The sequence below is a fragment of the Streptomyces sp. NPDC048002 genome (assembly GCF_040653275.1).
Lineage (GTDB): Bacteria > Actinomycetota > Actinomycetes > Streptomycetales > Streptomycetaceae > Streptomyces.
Window position 1 is genome coordinate 1 of record NZ_JBEZNL010000072.1, and the last position, 18,318, is coordinate 18,318.

An 18,318-nucleotide genomic window follows, 5' to 3' on the forward strand; every position below is an offset into this window, starting at 1 on the left:
CCCGGCTGGACAAACGCACCGACAGATCGTCGAGACAACCACGCAAGGCCGCAGGTCATCGCGGCGTCAGCCGACAAACCAGATCGGAACCTACATCGCGCTCACCGCGCCTGCTGTTGCTGAGCACGATCCTCCTGGCGGTCGCGGGCGTCGCCCTGCTGGGCGTGCCGGACGGCCAGCAGCCAGCTTCGCCGCCTGCGTATGCGTCCCCGGAGGACGCCCGGGCAACCACGGTGCCGCCCGCGGGCAAGCCGACCGCTCGTACTTCTCCGTCCGTGTCACCGGCCGCAGTCCCCTCCTTGGCCGTCGAATCTCCTCTTGCGCCGCACGGCGAGGGCTCGGCAGGCGACTGGGCAGTCCAGCGCAACCTGCAGGCGGCCTGGCCCCCTGACCTTCCCCCTCATGAGGAGCGGGAGTTGCTCACCGCCGGCCGGGCGCTGCTGCAGGCGGACGCCACCGGCGTCGGCCGTGCGCAGTGGCCCGAGGTGTTTCCCGGCACGGAGCAGGCTGTGGCCCCCGCATTCGCCACTGCTCGCTTCCGTATCCAGGCCGCGATCGCCCGCCGTGACGGCAGCCCGGATGGGGCAGTGGTCCATCTCGTGTGGGCGGGCGCGGACCGCGGCGGCACCTTCACCGATCTGCGCATCACCGACTGGCACTTCACCCGCACCATCAAGAAGGGAGCAGTGACATGGATACCGCAGCCGAGGACCTGACCAGCCACGCCCTCGCGTCCGTCACTGTCGTTGCGTCCGGCGAGGGACTCAGCCTCATCTCGGGCGTCATGCACACCGCCAGCTGGCTACTGGCCTTCTGGTGGGTGGTGGCCCTGACGGCTGCGGCGGCCTGCGTCGCGGGCGAGGGACTGGTACGTCGTCTGGCTCGGAAGGCTTCGGCCGAGCGGATGGCACTGGAACTCGTTCCCGCCCGCCATTTCGATCCTGGACTGGAGGAGATCTTCCGCCGGGGTGTTCAGCTGGCACGGGCGTCGACGAGCATGCCGTGGTGGGCGCCGCGCCGGTCGAAGGCGGTACAGATCCGGCTGCGGGCCGACGGCTCCAGCCCGCTGCGTTACCGCATCGAGGGCCCGGCCGGCGGTGAACGCCTGCTGTCGATCACACCGTTCGGCCCGGCGGTCACGGTCCACCGCGGCCGGCCAGTCGTCGACAAGCCCCGGACACACACCGTGCGAGCAGAGTTCATCCTGCGCGGCAGACCGACCGCCCCGCTGCGCGAGGTACCCCTGGCCCCGGACCCGCTGCAGCCGCTCATCGACGCCGTCTCGGACTTGCGAGCCGAGCTGGGCGACCTCGCCGAGATCCGGCTCGACATCCAGCGCGCCCCCAAGTGGGCCCTGCGGGCACGCCGTGTGCAGCTGATGAGTGATGCCCGTCGCGTCGAGCGGCGCGAAGCGCAGCGGGCCGCCCGGTGGGTGCGGCAGGACGCCACCGGCATCGAGGATTCGCTGACCTGGCAGGTGCAGCAGCTGGTCTCCGGCAAGCAGGGCGCAGGCGCCGGGCGGAGGCTGGTCATGCCGCCCGTCCCGCGCCGGGTGGACCGGGCCGAGGCGCTGGGCAAGCTCGCCGAGGACGACCACCTGGTGCGGGTGCAGCTGCTGGTCATGTGCGCATCCAACACCGAAGGCCGGGCCGAAGCCCGCCTCGCACAGCTCCAGGCGGCCCTGGATGTGTTCGGTGGCGTCTCCCGGTGGGCGATGCGCGGCTTGAGAGTTGGTCCCTGGCGTTTCGGGGCGGACCGCTGGCCCAGCCGACGCGGCTTCGAACGCCGCTGGACTCTGGGTCACTGCCAGCCACCCCGCCCGAACTGGGTGAGGCTGGAGGAGCTGACCGGGCTCCTCAAACCGCCCACCGTGCACTGCCGGCTTCCTCTGCTCCCCGGCGACCTGCCCACCTTCCGGCACGGGGATCCGGACCTGTTGCTGCAGGGGATCTACCGCGGCCCGGACGGCCGTCGGCGCCTGGTCGCCACCCATGCCGAGGAAACCCTCTTCGAGGTCGGAGTGGGCAAGGCGGGAGGCGGCAAGACGGAGCGGGCCCTCGCCCAGGCGATCGGCTGGGCCCACGCCGGCGGCGGCCTGATGTTCCTCGATCCGCACCGTGACTCGTGGTCACGTGCCCTGCCGTTCCTCGCCCACGACCACCTCATGGCGCGGATCGCGCTGATCGACCTCACCGCCAGCGCACCCGATACACAGCTCAGCTGCTGGAACCCGATCGGCATGCACCAAGGCCAGACCGCACACGAAGTCGTCGAGGCGACCGCGGACGCCTACGCGTCCGTGCTCGGCTGGGACGACGCCACCGCTCCCCGCGCACTGACCATCCTCACCAACGCCCTGGCCGTCCTCGTAGCGGTCAACGAAGCCGCCTGCCAGACCGGACGTCCCGAGGACCAGGCCACGATCTTTCACGTGCGGGCGCTGCTCACCGACCCGGGCTTCCGCACCACGGCACTCGCCGCGGTCGGGACACGGCTGGACGAGGAGACCCGCTCATGGTGGCGAACGGTGTTTCCCACACTGCCCACCGACGCATTCGGCGTCGTCCTCAACCCCATCGCCCGCCTCGCCGCCAACCCCGTCACCCGCGCCTTCCTCGGGCAGCCCGCCGGCATCTACAACATCCGCGCCGCCATGGACACACGCTTGATCGTGTGGGTGTGCCCAGGCGGGAACGGGCCCACCGACCGGCTGATCACCGCGCTGCTCGCCCGGGACCTGCTCCGCGCCGTGCGCTCACGCCGCGACACCCCCGAAGCCCAACGCATGCCGTTCCGCCCGTACTTCGACGAACTGATCACCCTCACCGGCGCGGCACCCGAGACGATCGCCGCCATGTTCGAGGACTTCCGCAAGTACAGAGTCCACGTCCACGGCATGACCCAACTCCTCGCCCGCCTCCCCCAACCCGTACGCCTGTCACTGGTGCAGAACGCCTCCACCCTGGCGTCAACCGCAGGCTCACAGTCCGCCATCGCCCCCATCACCGCCGAATGGGGCGAGCGCCCCAGCGCGGACGTCGTCGCCACCCTCGACCGGTTCGAGCACTACATGACACTCACCATCAAGGGACGCCGCATCGGCCCCGTCCAGATCACCGGTCCCCATCTGGACAAGGTGTTCGCCGACAAAGCCCGTCCAGGCCAGGCCGCAGCGCTCGAACGCGCCGCCCGGACAATGGCCGGCGCCGAGCCACTGGACCAGCTCACAACCAGCGCCACCAACCAATTGGACCGCGTGAACAGGCTCCTCACCCAACTCGCCACCACCGCCCAGCCAGCCACGAGACCACAGCAAGGGGACTACCAGTAACCAGCACCCTCAGAACCGAGCTGCCAGGACCAACTCCGAGTCCGCTTGAGCGGGTTGCCACACCCGCTCCTGGCCCTGCAGCCGAGCACTACCCGTCAGACCGTCTGGGTGCCCTGAACAAGCCGCCCACCCTCTTGATATTTGCTTACGTGAATGACTAGCTTACGTTGGCACGCATGGGCTGCATCCACCAGAACAGCCCACACGCTGAATACTTGGGAGACCTAGATGCCGCCAGCTACTGACGAAGTTCACAATCCCAAAAAGGCACACGGGGACTTCCACCTCCACCGACCCGCAGGCCGCATCGCACGCCAGAACCCCGCACAGTCGCTGGATTCGGCAGCCTCGCACCGACCAGCCACTGGACCTCGCGGCCACCGAATCCGATCCGCCAGGCAACCCGCAACGATGGCCGGATCGCCACGCAGCCGACGCTCCCTTCAGGACGGGCAGAGGAGTCCCGCCGCAGACGCCGATGCGCCCGAGCAGGCCCCATACCGCTGTTCGCGCGCAAACGAAACGCGTGAAGACACAGAACTACAAATCGACATCCGGTTCCGAAAGTGACCGGATGCGACCCAAGTTGTACGAGTGAACTCGATGATGAGGTTGGGAAGTTGACTGGCATATGCGTAATCTGACGGTCACGCACAAGCATCACCACAGCTCGACCAGGCCACACGCTGCAGGCTTCCGCCCGCCGAAGGCCCGAGCCGTGGTCGACTACGTCGCGTCACACACGGGGAGAAGCGTGACAGGTACACAGCAGGGCCCGTTAGCGCCCTTAACCATGCACACCCAAAAGCTCGCCACCACGCCCCGCGCCGACAGCCCTCGCTTACGGAGGAACACAGCCAGGATCCTGGCTTCGGTCTTACTGCTTGCGCTGACCGCGTGCGGAGGCAGCGCAGAGGAAGACGCCGACGGCAACCCGGGCAGTCAGACGAGCGCCACGCCTGTCCCTGACGGGGTACTGACGAAGGCGGCTGCCAAACGAGTCGTCGACGCCTACGAGAAGACGAACAACCAGGCCAACAAGATCCAGGACGAAGGCCTGCTCGCCACCGTCGAGGGCGGCCAGCTCCACGAGCAGTCCAAGGCGGACTACGCCGCATTCGATACATGGCCGAAGGCCGACCAGAACGCCTATCGCACCGCCTTCGTCTACGAGGACCGCGAGTACCTCATTCCGCGGCAGTCACCGAACACCACCTGGTTCGCAGTCCAGGCCAAGTCAAGTTACGGCAACGGAACTCGCACCCTGCTGTTCTTCGACAAGGTGGGCAGCACCTACAAGATGGTGATGTCGCTCTACACCGACAACGACGACGCGCTCCCGCAGATCGCCCGCGACCGCCACGGGCTGGCCGAAGCCGTCGATCCGTCGCAGCAGATCGGGCAGATCACTCCGACCGAGCTGACCGCCGCCTTCCAGGACCTCTACGAAACCGGCGGACAGGGCGAAGGCAAGGAGCTTGCCTCCACCGATGTCACGAAGGCTGCGCTCAAGACCTACCGCACGAGTGAGAAGAGCGGGGCAGCCAACGGCATGGCCACGGTGAAGTTCTTCGCCGAAGAGCCCGCCCACGCCAAGGTGTATGCACTGCGCACCGCCAGCGGAGGGGTACTCGCGGCGTTTCCCGCCGCACACACCCGAGAGACACTACTCAAGCCCGCCTACCGCAGCAGTCATCACCTCGTTCCCACCGACCGGCAGAAGGCGCTGGGCGTGGGGCTCGGCCAAACTGCTCTGCTCACCGACGAGTTCCAGGGCCAGGGGCTGGCGATTCTTTCCCAAGCGAGCGCTCGCATCGCGGAGATGGATCTCCAACACGTCGACGCTCGATGAAGGCGCTCCACCCGGCTGACGCCGGCCCAGGCATACGGCAGCCACTGCTCACTACGAGGCACATCCAGGCCTCCACGGCACCCGCAGAGGCAGGCATCTCGCAGCGAACCGCAAGGGGAGGCATCGTGAAACGCTGCGCATATCGGACCATCGGAAACGCGGCTCACTTACGAAAAGCCACCGCCTCCATCGCGCTCTGCGCTTCCCTCGCACTGACCGCGTGCAGTTCATCCGGCGGCAAGGACGGCGCGGAAAACCCATCCCCACAGTCTCCTAAGACATCTACTCCCTCAAATCCGAAGGCCGCAGCCCAGAAGGAAGCGATCGCCACATACAGGGCCTATTGGCGGGAGATGGAGAAGCTCTACGCCGACCGTACCGGCAAGAGCGCACACCTTGATCAGTACGCCGCATCTGCCGCTTTGAAGAACGCCGAGTCAGACGCCAAGCGTGCCCACGACAGCGGCCGCGTCTACACGGGAAGTGTGGCCCTCACCGAACAGGCAGTCGTCAGCGTGAACGTCTCGGGCAAGGTCCCCAACGCAACTGTCTCGAGCTGCCTGGACATCTCCAACTGGCGCAGGGTCGATGCGGAGACGAAGAAGCCCGTGACCCTCCCGGAGAACCGCCTGACGAAGTACCGGATCCTCAGCACCTTGGAGAGGTATCCGGAAGGGTGGCGCGTCATCCGCGATGAGCCTCAGGGCAAGTCATGCTGAGGCACCGCATCGCCTTGACCGTAGCGCTATCCCTGGTCGGGCTCTCTGTTCCCGCCGCCGTCTTCGCGGCAAATGATCCTGACGGTGACGCAAACGCCGAGTGTGGCCTGTACGACTGCCAGGTCGAGGTGGACGTTCCCGGTCAGCCCGCCGACGGACAAGCAGGCGGCAGCGCAGACCAGAGTGGTGACAACGGTTCCTCCGGGGGCAGCAAGCCCGAGAAGGGGGTGGTTTGCGTGTACAAGCTGGCGGACCCGCAGCCACCCGCCGGAAGCCTGGATTGGGAAGGCCACGAACCCGGCGACGGGGCCGTTTACGAGCAAACGTGCGGCTATTGGGATGTCACCGGAAACACCATCGTTCGGATGGTGTGGCTGGCTGAGCCGCCAGCACAGGACACCGTCGACACGGCCGTTCTGGCGCAGCGGGCCGTGGACTCGATGACTTTGCTCGGCCCCGACATCGCCAGTCCACGTGCAGCCGGAAAGTACACGGTCGGGGTTCCGTTGTGGATGTGGGTTAACCAGAGCGCCACGACCTATGGGCCGAACACCGCCTCAGCGTCTGCGGGCGGCATCACCGTAACAGCGACCGCGGAGGTCTCGAAGATCGTGTGGTCAATGGGGGACGGTGACACTGTGACCTGCAAAGGCCCCGGGACCACCTACACGCGCTCCGAGGGCATGGCCCAGTCCCCGACCTGTGGCCACGTGTACTCCAAGACCTCGGCCGGTGCCCAGAACACCCAGTTCTCAGTGACCGCAACATCAACATGGACGATCAACTGGCAGGGCGGCGGACAGACTGGCCAGCTCACCGAGGTGAGGCAGACCAACGCGCAGGTCGCGGTCGGTGAAGTCCAGGTCGTCAGGTAACGCCACCGGGAGGACGGAACGGTGAGCAAGACCCAATTCGGCACAGCCCCAAATGGTGTCTCCCCGCAGGAACCCGGCGCCGGGCCCGTGGCCCCACCTCGCGTGTCAGCTCGAAGGCGACGACCGGGCGTCATCGCACTGTCGCTAGCGTTGATCGCTGCTGGAGGTGCTGGAGTTGCTGTCCTGCTGCTCCAGGTCGGCGACCGCACCAACGTGGTGACCGTGGTCCGCGACGTCCAGGTCGGCCAGGTCCTCGCTGCAGACGACCTGGGCCAGGCCTCCGTCGCTCTGGACCCGGCAGTCAAAGCGGTGCGCGCCGAGGACATCGAGTCGTTGGTAGGCAAGCGGGCCGCGGTGGAGCTCAAGCCTGGGTCCCTGCTCGCTCCCTCGCAGGTGACGAAGGACAGTCTGGTCAAGGCGGGCGAGCAGTTGGTGCCGATCGGCCTGGAGCCTAAGCAGATTCCGGCCACCGCGCTGGTGCCGGGGCAGAAGGTCCAGTTGGTGCACGTCCCAGCCCCGGGAACGACGGACACGGATGCTACGTCCGACGCTGCGCCGCAGACCATCGACGGCCGAGTGGTGAAGGCGTCAGGTGCTGCTCCGGGCACGGGCATTGTGGTCGTCGACGTGGCCACGTCCGCAGGCGACGGCCCCACGGCCGCTGCATGGGAAGCGGCCGGCACTCTGCGCCTGGTCCTCGCAGCTCCGGACGGCACCTGATGGCTGTCATCGCTCTGGCTGGGTGCAGCGGTGCGCCCGGCGTGACCACGAGCGCCCTGGCCTTGCTGCTGTCATGGCCTCTGTCGGCGGGTCGGCGGATGATTCTGGCGGAGTGCGACCCGGACGGCGGTGCTGTGCTGCATGGGCTGCTGCAGGGCACGCTCGGTGATCGCTACGGGCTGCGCAATCTGTCGGTTGCGGCCCGCAAGGGCGAGTTCAGCGAGGCCTTCTGGCGGCAGTTGATCGACCTGGGCGGCGAGGACGGTAAAGGGGAGTCGCCGCGCGACCGGCTACTGCTGCCCGGCCTGACTGATCCGTCGCAGTCGGCGAGCCTGGGGCAGGTCTGGAAGATCCTCGCGCAGATGTTCCGCGGCATTGATTCCTCGAGCGGCCACGACGTACTGATCGATCTCGGCCGCCGCGGCGCGTTCGGGCCTTCGGGTGTCCTGGCCGAACAGGCCGATGCCACGTTCGTGGTGGTCCGCAACACCCTGCGCTGCCTGCAGGCGGCAGAGGGCCGGGTGCGCGCACTGCAGGAGCACGTCGGCGACGTCAGCGTACTGATGATCGCTGAGGGCCCCTACCCGGCGGGCGAGGTGCAGCGGGTTCTGCAGGTGCCGGTGATCGCCACCCTGCCGTATGCGCCGAAGGACGCCCGGGTGCTGTCCGACGGCGCCGAACAGCCGCGCCACTTCGCCCGGTCTCCTTTGATGAGGGCCGCCCGGACAAGCGGCACGCTGCTGGTTCAGCGTGCCGCGCTGCGGCGGGCGCGCCTCGATCCCCGCGGCCTTCGGACGCCGGGCGGGGAGGTGGCACGTGCACCGCGCTAGGCCCCTGCATCCCGACCCCACCGTGGCCCCGCCCGCCCGGGAGCAGACCCGCCACGCGGCCAGCGGCACCCGCGCAGCGGCGGGTTCCGTCTCGAGTCCGCGGTTGCTGGGCACGGCCGGGCCGCAGATCACGGTCGACTACCGGGTGGCCCGGGACATCGCCTCGCAGGTTGCCAAGCAGCGCGAGGAACTCCTCAAGGCCAAGCCGGGCATGGACCGGGCGAGCGAGGAGCAGCGCTGCCTGAACTGGATCGCCGAGGCCGTGGCCTTGTGGTCGGACGCGCAGGCGATGACGCCGCAGGAGGACGAGGCGCTGCGCCGGGCGGTGTATGACCTGCTGTTCCGGGCGGGGCGGCTGCAGCCGTACCTGGACGACGAGGGGGTGGAGGACATCCTCATCCAGGGCCCGCACGAGGTGTGGCTCGACTACGGCGACGGCCGGCGCCGCCGGGTCGGCCCGGTCGCGGACTCCGAGGAGGAACTGCTGGAACTCCTGCGGGAGCTGGCGAGGGGTTCGGGGAGCTGCGAGCGCACCATCTCCACCGCCAGTCCCACTCTCGCGCTGTCCTTGCCGGATGGCTCCCGGCTGCAGGCGATCACCGGGCTGGGGCCGATGACGTATGCCGTCATCCGCCGCCACCGCGTCTCCCATGCGGATCTCGACGGCCTGGTCCGGCTGGGCCTGATCGATCCGGTGCTGCGCCAGTTTCTCGGTGCGGCCGTCCGCGCGGAGAAGAACATCATGATCGCGGGGAAGCAGAAGGCCGGGAAGACGACGCTGCTGCGGGCGATGCTCAGGGAGTTCGACCCGGAGTGCCGGTTCGCGACGATCCAGACCGAGGACGAACTGTTCGCCCACACCAGTGGCTACCACCGGCAGGTCGTCTCTCTGGTGGGGCGGGAGTCCAACGGGGAGAAGGACGTCACGGGGCGCGGCGCCGGTGAGGTGACGCTGCTGGATCTGATGCATCCGGCGTTGCGGATGTCGCTGGAGCGGATCGTGGTGGGTGAGGTCCGCGGTCCCGAAGTCGTGGCGATGATGCAGGCGTTGACGAACGGCTCGGGCGGGAATCTGTGCACGATCCACGCGCGTCGCCCGGACATCGTCTTCGACCGGATCGCCGAGCTGTATGCGCTTGCCCAGGAGAACCTGTCCGAGCAGCTCGCCTACCGGCAGACGGCGAACGGCCTGGACTTCATCGTGTACGTCGACATGACGGACGAGACGCAGATCGGAGGCCGCCGCCACCGTTACGTCTCCCACGTCCTGGAGCTGACCGGGATCGGCGAGAACGGCCGGCCCGCCACCAATGAGATCTTCTCCCCTGGCCGGGAGTGGGGGGAGCTGCGGGCGGTGCCGCGGATGGACCCGGGCTGCATCGACGACCTGCGCCGTGTCGGCTTCGACTCCGCCCTCCTGCGGGAGCCGTACGGGGCCTGGCCGGCGCCGCTGCCACTGCTGGTGGGAGGCGCGCGGTGACGCTGCTGTTGGGGCTGCTGTGCGGCATGGCCCTGGTGGGCGGACTGGTAGGAGTCGTGGCGGGTGTCGTGGGCACCACGGCGCCCCGCCGGGCTCCCCTGCACGTGCGCTGGCAGGCGGCGATGCGTGGCGGGAGGGAGCAGAGCGAGGACGCGCGGATGCGTCGGCGGACTCTCACGGCCGGGGCGGTCGTGGTCTTCGCAGCCGTGTGGCTGGTCTCGGGAAACTTCGTCGCCAGTGCGCTGCTCGGGGCCGCCGTCATCGGGGTGCCATGGCTGATCACTCCGGCGCAGATGGCGAAGGGCCGCATCGGCCAGCTGGAAGCGCTCAGCGAGTGGACGCAGCGGCTCGCCGGCCTGCTGCGCCTCGGCATGGGCCTGGAGCAGGCCATGATCACCAGCCGGCAGGGGGCACCGGACGAACTCGCCCCGCACATCATCAACCTGTCCGACCGGCTGCGGCTCGGCTGGCGGCCGGAGGGAGCGCTGCGCCGGTTCGCCGACGAGCTGGACGACGTCACCGCGGACAAGGTGTTCGCCGCGCTCATCCTGTCCGTCAACGACCGCGGCCCGGGGCTGGCCCAGGCCCTGGAGGACCTGTCGGGCACGGTCCGCGAGGAAGTCGCCAAGAAGCGTGCCATCGAAGCGGACCGCGCGAAGCCGCGCACCACCGTGCGGTGGATGACCATCATCACCATCGGCGTCGTGGTGGCCGGGTTCTTCGTGCCCAGCTACACCAGGCCCTACTCCACGCTCCTGGGACAGCTCGTCCTGGCCTTCCTGACGGCCGGGTTCGTCGGCGTGCTCGCCCTGATGCGGCAGCTGGGTACCTTCCGCCGCATCCCCCGATTCCTCGTCCCCGACCCGGCCAGCCACGTCCGCCTCCCCGCATCCGGACGGGAAACGGGCCTGCCAGCCACCGACCGCCAGACGGAAGGAACGGCCAGGTGAATCTCCTCCCTGTGGTTCTGGCAGGCGGCACGGTCGGCGCCGGCGTCGCCCTGCTGATCCGCGAACTCCTCCAGCCCCAGCCCGCGCTGGGCCCGGCCCTCCAGCGCAGCGCCCCGGCGACGCTGGCGGTGGCCGAGCCGGAGCTGGACCGCGAAGAGATCTGGGGCCGGTGGCTGCTGGCCCGCCTCACACGGCTTCCCGGCGTCCGGGTGCCCGCCACGAACCTGGCGCTGCTCGGGCAGGGACCGGGCCAGTTCATGCTGAAGAAGACCGCACTCGCCGCGCTGGGCCTGCTCTGCCCGGTGATCGCGACGATTCCGTGGATCATCGCGGGCGTCGGCCTGCCCTTCTACGTGCCCGCCGGCGTCGGACTCATCGTCGCCGTGCTGCTGTTCATCACCCCCGACCTGGCCGTGCGGGACCAGGCCAAGCGGGCGCGGGAGGAGTTCGCGCACGCCCTGTCCGCCTATCTCGACCTGGTCGCGCTCAAGCGGGCCGCAGACGCCGGCCCCGCCGAGGCCCTGGAGAAGGCCGCCGAGGCCGGCGAAGGCTGGCCCTTCCTGTATCTGCAGAGCGCCCTGCGCCGGGCACGGCTGGAGAAGATCCCCCCGTACCAGGCGCTCAACGAACTGTCCGCGCAGTACGAACTGCCTGTCCTGGACGACATCGCCGACATCATGCGCGGCTCGGCAACCGACGGCGCAGCCGTCTACAAGGCCCTGCGGGCCCGCACTGCCGCCCTCAACGCCGAACTCCTCGCCGAGCAGGCCGCAGAGGCGAATACCGCCAGCGAGAAGATGACCGCGCCCGGAGCCCTCCTCGCCGTGCTGGTGATGCTTCTGATGGCCTTCCCCGCAGTGATCCGCATGCTCACCGTCTGAATGCCCCACTCGTACAACACCCCGGAGATGACGCAAATGAAGCACACCGCAGCCCCAGTCCGTCGTGCCGCCCTCCACACGCCCCCACACCCGCCCATACACCCGCACCCGGGCACGAGCCTTCCCACCGCATCCCGTGGTCCGGAGCGTGCCCATCCGCGCGCACGTTCCTTAGCCTGCGTGAACCGTGCAGCCCTCCGGCTGTCCGCTCGGGTACGCGAAGTCCTTGAGGAGGCTGCGCGGCGGCCGGACCGCGGCGATATCTCCACCACCACGGTCATCATCTGGGTGGCCGCGGTCACCGGCGCCGTCCTGATCGCCGGGACCATCGCCCTCGTGATCGCCAAGTACAACGGCCAGCTCAACAACCTCTGATGCAGCCGCCCGCACAGCTGACACTCTGGTGGCAGGGGCGGCGGTGGCGTGAGGACCGCGGTGACACCAGCATCCAGATGGCGATCATCTTCCCCTTCGTGCTGCTCGTCACCATCGCCGTCATCCAGGCCTCCCTCTGGTACTACGCCCGGCAGATCGCACTGACCGCTGCGCGTGAGGGACTCACCGCCGCCCGCACCTACCAGTCCAGCCCCGCCGACGGCACCGCCCGCGCGCACGACGTACTGCAGCGCACCGCAGGAGACAGCCTCACCGGCTACAGCGTCACCGTCAGCAGTGACGGGGAGCGGGTGCGCGTGCGAGTGTCCGGCACGGCCTTGTCCATGCTTCCTGGTGTGCCGGGCCTGCAGATCACACAGTCTGCGTCCGGGCCCCTGGAACGCTGGACCGTCCCCGGGGAGTGAGTCAGATGCGGTTCAAGGCCTGTGGGGCGCGCAGATTCCGCAGCGATGCGGGCAGCGCCGCGATCGAAGCTGCGATCGTCCTGCCCCCGTTGCTCATGTTCTTGTGTATGGCAATCGCCGGCGGCCGGATCGTCACCTCCGGCGCGAAGATCGACTCCGCGGCCGAGGACGCGGCGAGAGAGGCGTCCCTACACCGCACAGCGGCAGCCGCCCAGGCCGCCGCACGGTCAGCAGCCGCGGAGTCCCTCACCGACCAGGGCATCTCCTGCGCGTCGACGTCCGTCGCCGTCAACACCGGCGGTCTCAGCGTGCCCGTCGGGCAGGTCGGCACGGTCACCGTGACCGTGACCTGCACCGTCCCCCTGGCCGACCTCCTCCTCCCGGGCGTGCCAGGAGCCAAAACCCTTACCTCAACGGCCACTTCGGTCGTGGACCAGTACCGGCAGCGGGGCGACTGATGACCTCAACTCCGCTGCGCCAGGGCCGAGCACCGGTGAATGACCGCGGCGGCGTCACGGTGTTCGTCGCCGTGTGCGTCCTCGCACTGATCGGGATCGTTGGCGTTGCCGCCGACGGCGGCAGCAAGATGCGCGCCACCGAACGCGCCAACTACATCGCCGGCGAAGCCGCCCGGGCAGGCGGGCAGGCCATCGATCCCGCCGACGCGATCAGCGGGACGGCGATCGTCGTCGATCCGCAGGCCGCCGTCGCAGCAGCCCAGACGTATCTGCACTCCGCCGGAGCGAGCGGCACCGTCAGCATCTCCGGCGACGGCAAGACCCTCACCGTCACGGTCACCGGCTCCTACGACACCAAGTTCCTGTCCGTGGTGGGCATCGGCTCGCTGCCGGTGTCCGGCCACGGCCAGGCCACTCTCCTGTACGGCGTTACCGCTCCCGAAGGGCCCTGATGCGCACCAGCACCCACTCCCCCGCCGCAACAGCCGGCCGCGCCCTGGCACGCGTCGTCAAGGCTGTGCTGAGCCTGCTGGTCCTGACAGCCGCCGTCGCCGGGCTGCCGCTGCTGCTGGCCTTCGCCACCCCCGTCATCTGGGAAGCCACCCACGACGACCTCACGCACCTGCTGGACCGCCAGGACACCGGCAGCGTCTTCCTGCTGCTGCTCATCGCGGTGGGCTGGACCGGGTGGATGCAGTTCACGTTCTGCACGGTCCGCGAGCTGACCGCCCAGGTGCGCGGGCGGACCTGGCATGCCCCGCGCGGAATGGGCGCCTCCCAGCGCGCTGCCGCTCTCCTGATCGGCAGCATCCTGGTACTGCTGCCCACCAGTTCGGCCCTGGCCTCCGACGCACAGGCCGCCCCGGCGACCACTGCGGCCCGGATCCCCGGCCAGGACCAGCCACCGCACGCAACCGGGACCGAGCAGACTCACACGCCCACGCCCGCGGCAGGCACGCCAGGCACCGGCACGACCTACACGGTGCGCGAAGCGCGTCCTGCCGAGAGCCTGTGGGGCATCGCCGACAACGAGCTGGGGGACGGTGAACGGTGGCGGGAGATCGCTGATCTGAACGAAGGCCGGATCATGACCGACGGCACCGTCTTCCGTGCCAACAGCTTTCTGCAGCCCGGCTGGCAACTGCGGATGCCCCAGACCGCCGAAGCCACCGCAGCCGCGGAGGGCGCCGCCACCCAGCTGGGTGACCGCATCCCCGCTGGCGACGACAAGGGCGGGCGTAGCGTCACGGTCCGCCCCGGCGACCATCTGTCGAAGATCGCCGAGGAGGAACTCGGAGACGGCAACCAGTGGCCCGAGCTGTTCCAGGCCAGCCGGGACAGACCGCAGCCACACGGCCTGCCTCCCATCACCGATCCCGACATGATCCACCCAGGGCAGCAAGTCACCGTGCCCAGCGCAAAGACCGAGCAGCCTCCGCAAGACCCAGGCCAGGGCGAGAAGTCTCCCCACCCCGAGACCACTCCGCCAGCTGCTCAGAACCCCGAGGCAACGAAGCGGCCGGGCGACAGCACAGGAGACGCCCAGGCACCCGTCCCCAGCCAGAGCACGACGCCTACGCCTCAGCCGTCAACGCCGGGTGCACCGTCCAGCCGGCCAGCCGAACAGCCCGGGCAGAACCAAGGTTCTCCGCCCGCATCGGCGTCCACGAAACCCGAGCCCAGCCCCAGCGCCTCAGCCACCTCTTCGCCCCCCTCGGCGTCGGCGTCGGCCAAGCCACCCGGCTCAGAAGCCTCCACCCCAACGCCCGCAACCCCGACCACGTCTCCAGCCGGCAGCCCGCTGAACCTGCGCGTCGTGCTCGGCGCCGGCGCGCTCCTCGCGGCCGCCATCACCGGCGCGCTCGCCCTGCGCAGGACGCTGCAACGCCGACGCCGCAAGCCGGGCGAAACCATCGCCATCGCACCGGAGACGTCCACTGCCGAGGCCCAGCTGGCAGCAGCAGCCGAGCCCGACGGCACCGCCCGCCTGGATGTGGCGCTGCGTACCCTCGCCCACCACGTCACCCAGCAGGGACAGACCGCGGCAGTGCCGCCGATGCGGGCCGCCCGCATCGGCTCCCGCACACTTCGGGTGCTGCCCGAGGACCTCGCCCAGGAACCGGCGGCCCCCTTCACCTCCGGGCAGGGAGGCTGGTGGATTCTGCCGCCCGATGCCGCACTCCTGGATGAAAGGGCCGCCCAGGACGTACCGGCGCCGTACCCGGCACTCGTCACACTCGGCCACACCGAGACCGGGGAACTGCTGCTGCTCAACCTCGGCGGGCTGCCCGCCCTGCTCCTGGACGGCACAGCCGTCCACATTACCGAGGTATGCACGTCAATCGCCCTGGAACTCGGGATGAGCCCCTGGGCTGCCGGCATCGAAATCGTCACCGTCGGATTCGGCGAGGACCTGTCCCAGCTGCTGCCCACTTCGCGGATCTCCCACATGCGCAAGGCCGCGCATGCACTACGTGACCTGAGTGAACGCCTGCTCGAAGCGCACCAGTTGCCAGACACCCAGCATCAGCCCTATGTCGTGCTGTGCGCGTCGCCTCTGGACGAGGACACGGCCTGGCAGTACGCCGACGTGATCTCCCGCGCAAAGGCGGTACCCGTCACGCTGATCGCCCCCGCACGTACGGCGGCTGCCCACTTCCCTGAGGCGGACATCCTCAACGCCTCCCTCAACACCCCACAGACCCTCGACTACGCCGGTATCGACATCACGGTGCAGCGCCTGGAGCACTCCGCCTACCTCCAGATCACCACCGCGCTCAAGGTGTCAGGACAGCCCTCCGGCCCAGCCGAAGGGCCCTGGGAAGATGTCCCGGACGAACTCGACGGTGTGTGGCAACTTGAGCACACGTCGACGCAAGCCTCGCAGCCCGCACCCGCTCCGTCGTCGCCGTCGTCGACAGCGTCGGCGGACGCGGACGCGGACGCGGACGCGGACGCGGACGCGGACAGCGAAGGATTCCCGGCCCTGGTCGCCGCAAGCACCGATCCCTCCGGGCTCCGTGTCCTCTCCCCTACCATGCCGTCGCCCCCACCGGTCGACGCACACAGACCAGACGCCAAGACCGCCCAGCCCGAGGCCCCGACAAGCCCAGAAACCGCAGGATCCACCGACACGGCCCCGACTGGGCCGGCTGACACGCCAAGGGCCCCCATCACGCCGAGCGCCGCCCGGAAGGAGGACAAACGCGAGGTGCGCGACCTGCATGCACCGGAAATCCGGGTACTGGGACTCGTCGAAGTGACGGGCGTGGCCAACACCGGCCACGGCCCGCGCATGGCGCAGTTGGCCGCCCTGCTCTACTTCCGGCCCGGGCGAGGCGCGGACGCGCTATGCGTCGACATGGACCCCGTCAGCCCTTGGTCGACGAGCACCCTCAACGCCCGCATGCAAGGCCTGCGCAGCAGTCTGGGCAGCGACCCATCCGGCACCCTCTACGTACCCCGCCGCAAAACAGGCGACGACCCCTACCGGCTCGCTCCCGGCATCCGCTGCGACTGGACCCGCTTCCTCCACCTCGCCGAAAACGCCCTGCCCCTCGGCACCTCCGGCCTGACCGGCCTGGAAGAGGCACTGACCCTGGTGCGGGGCAAACCGTTCGGCGGCCGGCCCCTGCCCTGGGCCGAACCCCACGCCCAGGAAATGACAACACGGATCATCGACGTCGCCCACACCGTCGCCACCTACCGCACCCCGCCAGGCCCCCACCACGACCTCAACGCCGCCCGCCAGGCTGTTGCCACCGGACTCGACGCCGACCCCACAGCGGAACTCCTCTACAGGGACTGGATGCGCCTTGAGGCCGCCCGCGGCAACCGCTCCGGACTGCACACCGCCATCACCCGCGTCCAACAAGTCAACCGGGACTTGGACTGCTCGCTGGAGGTGGAGACGTCCCAGCTCATCAACGAACTCCTCAACGCTCCCGGCACAACCGCGTAGCCACGATGCGCAACGACGAGGAAGACGGAGCTTGCTACTGCTGTCGCTGGGGACGGTTGCGGGTCAGGACCTGCCAACGACGCTCGAAGTCCACGGCCTGCCCGCTGATGTAGTCACCTGTGAGTGGCCGATTGTGCTGAGCGGTGATCCCACGCGCTGCGCACGCCTTCGCAACCGCCTCAAGTGAAGGTGCCTCGGCGTGTACCCGTTGCTCCGCCCAGACGTCGTAGACGCGGAACAACAGAAGATAGCGGCGCAGCGTGGACGAGCTGACCGGCTTCCCGCCACGACCGGTCATGCCCTTACTGGCGGCGAGATAGACGGAAAGCTGCTCGGCCTTCGGTTCCTCGCCGTGCTCGGCCTGGAACTCGCTCCACGCGAGGTAGTAACGGTCAACGGTGGTGAGCACGGCGGGCTCAGCCGCCGCCTGGTCCGCGCCTGCCTCGATAGAGGCACTCACCCGGGGCCTGCGCGCGTCTCTGACGGGGTGCGCGCCCATACCGGCCGGAGTCTGCGCAGAATCCTCGTCGCCCGAAGAGGGCTCACCGCCGGGTGGTTCCACGCCGGGATCAGGTTCCGCCTCCTCCGCGGACAGTTCCGGGGCGTCGAACTCCCGCTGCCGAAAGACCGAAACGAAGGATGCCACGTCCGCGCCCGTCAGGGGCTGGCCAGTACTGCCCGTGATCTGGTCCCGCTGGTAGACGTACGCGGCGAGAGCGTCCGTATCAGGGTATGTCCCATGCTCCTGCGCGTACGCAAGCCACGCGTTGTAGAAGTAGTCACTCCATCCGTCGACCGCGTCGTACGCAGCCTCGGGTTCGGGTTCACCCCCGTCCTCGGCCTCGAGCGTCTGGCGTTGCTTGAGCAGCCGGATCAAGGGCTCGATTTGCTCGTCCGAAAGCGGCCCGCCGGCGGCGGTGGCGATGCCGTACTGGTCCTGAATCCACAACGCGAACTGCGCCCTCGTGGGCTCGAATCCGAACGCGGCAACCCAATCCTCGTAGGCATCGGCGAGGTGCTGAGTGTTCCCCTCGTCGGCCAAGCCGTACGACGGCTTCCTGGGTGGAGTTCGGGGCGCCTGCGCCTGTTGAGGTGGCGCGCCGCGCACCAAGGTGAGTTCCTTCTCCTGGGCGGTGTCGGATGCGAGTTCTGGGCTCTGGCGCTGAGGCGGAACCGGGAACGGGTCGGCGGTGAGCTGTATCGGAGGCTCCTCGATGCCCGCAGCGGCGAGTCCGGCCGGGGCGGTTTCGGCGAGCGGGACGCCGTAGCGGGCCAGCCGCAGCGGCATCAGGGACTCCACCGGGGCCTTGCGGCGCCAGGAGCGGCCGAAGCGGGAGCACAGCCGGGCCTGGTAGACCAGGCGCTGCTGCTCCAGCTTGATGACCTGCTCGTAGGAGCGCAGCTCCCACAGCTTCATCCGGCGCCACAGCAGGAACGTCGGGACCGGGCTGAGCATCCACC

At 69.2% G+C, this 18,318-nt stretch carries 15 protein-coding genes and 1 pseudogene; 15 read left to right on the forward strand and 1 reads right to left on the reverse strand.

Annotated features, from left to right (window positions below; genetic code table 11):
* Positions 1 to 5: 5 nt before the first annotated feature.
* From AB0E07_RS39215 to AB0E07_RS39285, 15 genes are all read left to right on the forward strand, one after another.
* Positions 6 to 716, forward strand: a complete 711-nt coding sequence (locus tag AB0E07_RS39215; RefSeq protein WP_362263133.1) for a hypothetical protein — start codon at positions 6 to 8, stop codon at positions 714 to 716.
* Positions 692 to 3,331 (forward strand): ATP/GTP-binding protein, encoded by a 2,640-nt coding sequence (locus AB0E07_RS39220; protein ID WP_362263097.1) that lies wholly within the window; start codon positions 692 to 694, stop codon positions 3,329 to 3,331. The genes AB0E07_RS39215 and AB0E07_RS39220 overlap by 25 nt, the downstream gene beginning before the upstream one ends.
* Positions 3,332 to 4,124: 793 nt before the next feature.
* Entirely contained in the window at positions 4,125 to 5,183 is a 1,059-nt protein-coding gene (locus AB0E07_RS39225) for a hypothetical protein (protein WP_362263100.1), read from the forward strand.
* Positions 5,184 to 5,536: 353 nt separating this feature from the next.
* Positions 5,537 to 5,902, forward strand: coding sequence for a secreted protein/lipoprotein (locus tag AB0E07_RS39230; protein ID WP_362263103.1), 366 nt, complete (start codon positions 5,537 to 5,539; stop codon positions 5,900 to 5,902).
* A complete protein-coding gene (locus AB0E07_RS39235; protein WP_362263106.1) occupies positions 5,896 to 6,777 on the forward strand; it encodes an ATP/GTP-binding protein in 882 nt (293 codons plus the stop codon). The genes AB0E07_RS39230 and AB0E07_RS39235 overlap by 7 nt, the downstream gene beginning before the upstream one ends.
* 102 nt (positions 6,778 to 6,879) lie before the next feature.
* Positions 6,880 to 7,497, forward strand: coding sequence for an SAF domain-containing protein (locus tag AB0E07_RS39240; protein ID WP_362263135.1), 618 nt, complete (start codon positions 6,880 to 6,882; stop codon positions 7,495 to 7,497).
* Complete coding sequence (locus AB0E07_RS39245) at positions 7,497 to 8,327, forward strand: hypothetical protein (protein ID WP_362263109.1); 831 nt, start codon at positions 7,497 to 7,499, stop codon at positions 8,325 to 8,327. Before AB0E07_RS39240 ends, AB0E07_RS39245 begins: the two co-directional genes overlap by 1 nt.
* Positions 8,314 to 9,807 (forward strand): CpaF/VirB11 family protein, encoded by a 1,494-nt coding sequence (locus AB0E07_RS39250; protein WP_362263112.1) that lies wholly within the window; start codon positions 8,314 to 8,316, stop codon positions 9,805 to 9,807. Before AB0E07_RS39245 ends, AB0E07_RS39250 begins: the two co-directional genes overlap by 14 nt.
* Entirely contained in the window at positions 9,804 to 10,757 is a 954-nt protein-coding gene (locus tag AB0E07_RS39255) for a type II secretion system F family protein (protein WP_362263115.1), read from the forward strand. Before AB0E07_RS39250 ends, AB0E07_RS39255 begins: the two co-directional genes overlap by 4 nt.
* Complete coding sequence (locus AB0E07_RS39260; protein WP_362263118.1) at positions 10,754 to 11,638, forward strand: type II secretion system F family protein; 885 nt, start codon at positions 10,754 to 10,756, stop codon at positions 11,636 to 11,638. Before AB0E07_RS39255 ends, AB0E07_RS39260 begins: the two co-directional genes overlap by 4 nt.
* 180 nt (positions 11,639 to 11,818) lie before the next feature.
* Positions 11,819 to 12,013, forward strand: coding sequence for a hypothetical protein (locus tag AB0E07_RS39265; protein WP_362263120.1), 195 nt, complete (start codon positions 11,819 to 11,821; stop codon positions 12,011 to 12,013).
* Entirely contained in the window at positions 12,013 to 12,438 is a 426-nt protein-coding gene (locus tag AB0E07_RS39270) for a TadE/TadG family type IV pilus assembly protein (protein ID WP_362263122.1), read from the forward strand. The genes AB0E07_RS39265 and AB0E07_RS39270 overlap by 1 nt, the downstream gene beginning before the upstream one ends.
* A 5-nt stretch (positions 12,439 to 12,443) precedes the next feature.
* Positions 12,444 to 12,896 carry a TadE family protein gene (locus AB0E07_RS39275; protein WP_362263124.1) on the forward strand — a complete coding sequence of 151 codons (453 nt, stop codon included), beginning with the start codon at positions 12,444 to 12,446 and terminating at the stop codon, positions 12,894 to 12,896.
* The gene (locus AB0E07_RS39280; protein ID WP_362263127.1) at positions 12,896 to 13,348 is read left to right on the forward strand and encodes a pilus assembly protein TadG-related protein; all 453 of its coding nucleotides are present in this window, start codon (positions 12,896 to 12,898) and stop codon (positions 13,346 to 13,348) included. Before AB0E07_RS39275 ends, AB0E07_RS39280 begins: the two co-directional genes overlap by 1 nt.
* Positions 13,348 to 16,857, forward strand: coding sequence for a hypothetical protein (locus tag AB0E07_RS39285; protein ID WP_362263130.1), 3,510 nt, complete (start codon positions 13,348 to 13,350; stop codon positions 16,855 to 16,857). The genes AB0E07_RS39280 and AB0E07_RS39285 overlap by 1 nt, the downstream gene beginning before the upstream one ends.
* A gap of 34 nt (positions 16,858 to 16,891) precedes the next feature.
* Here the strand turns inward: AB0E07_RS39285 and AB0E07_RS39290 are convergent.
* Positions 16,892 to 18,318 (reverse strand): annotated as a pseudogene (locus tag AB0E07_RS39290) (hypothetical protein); the annotation flags it as partial.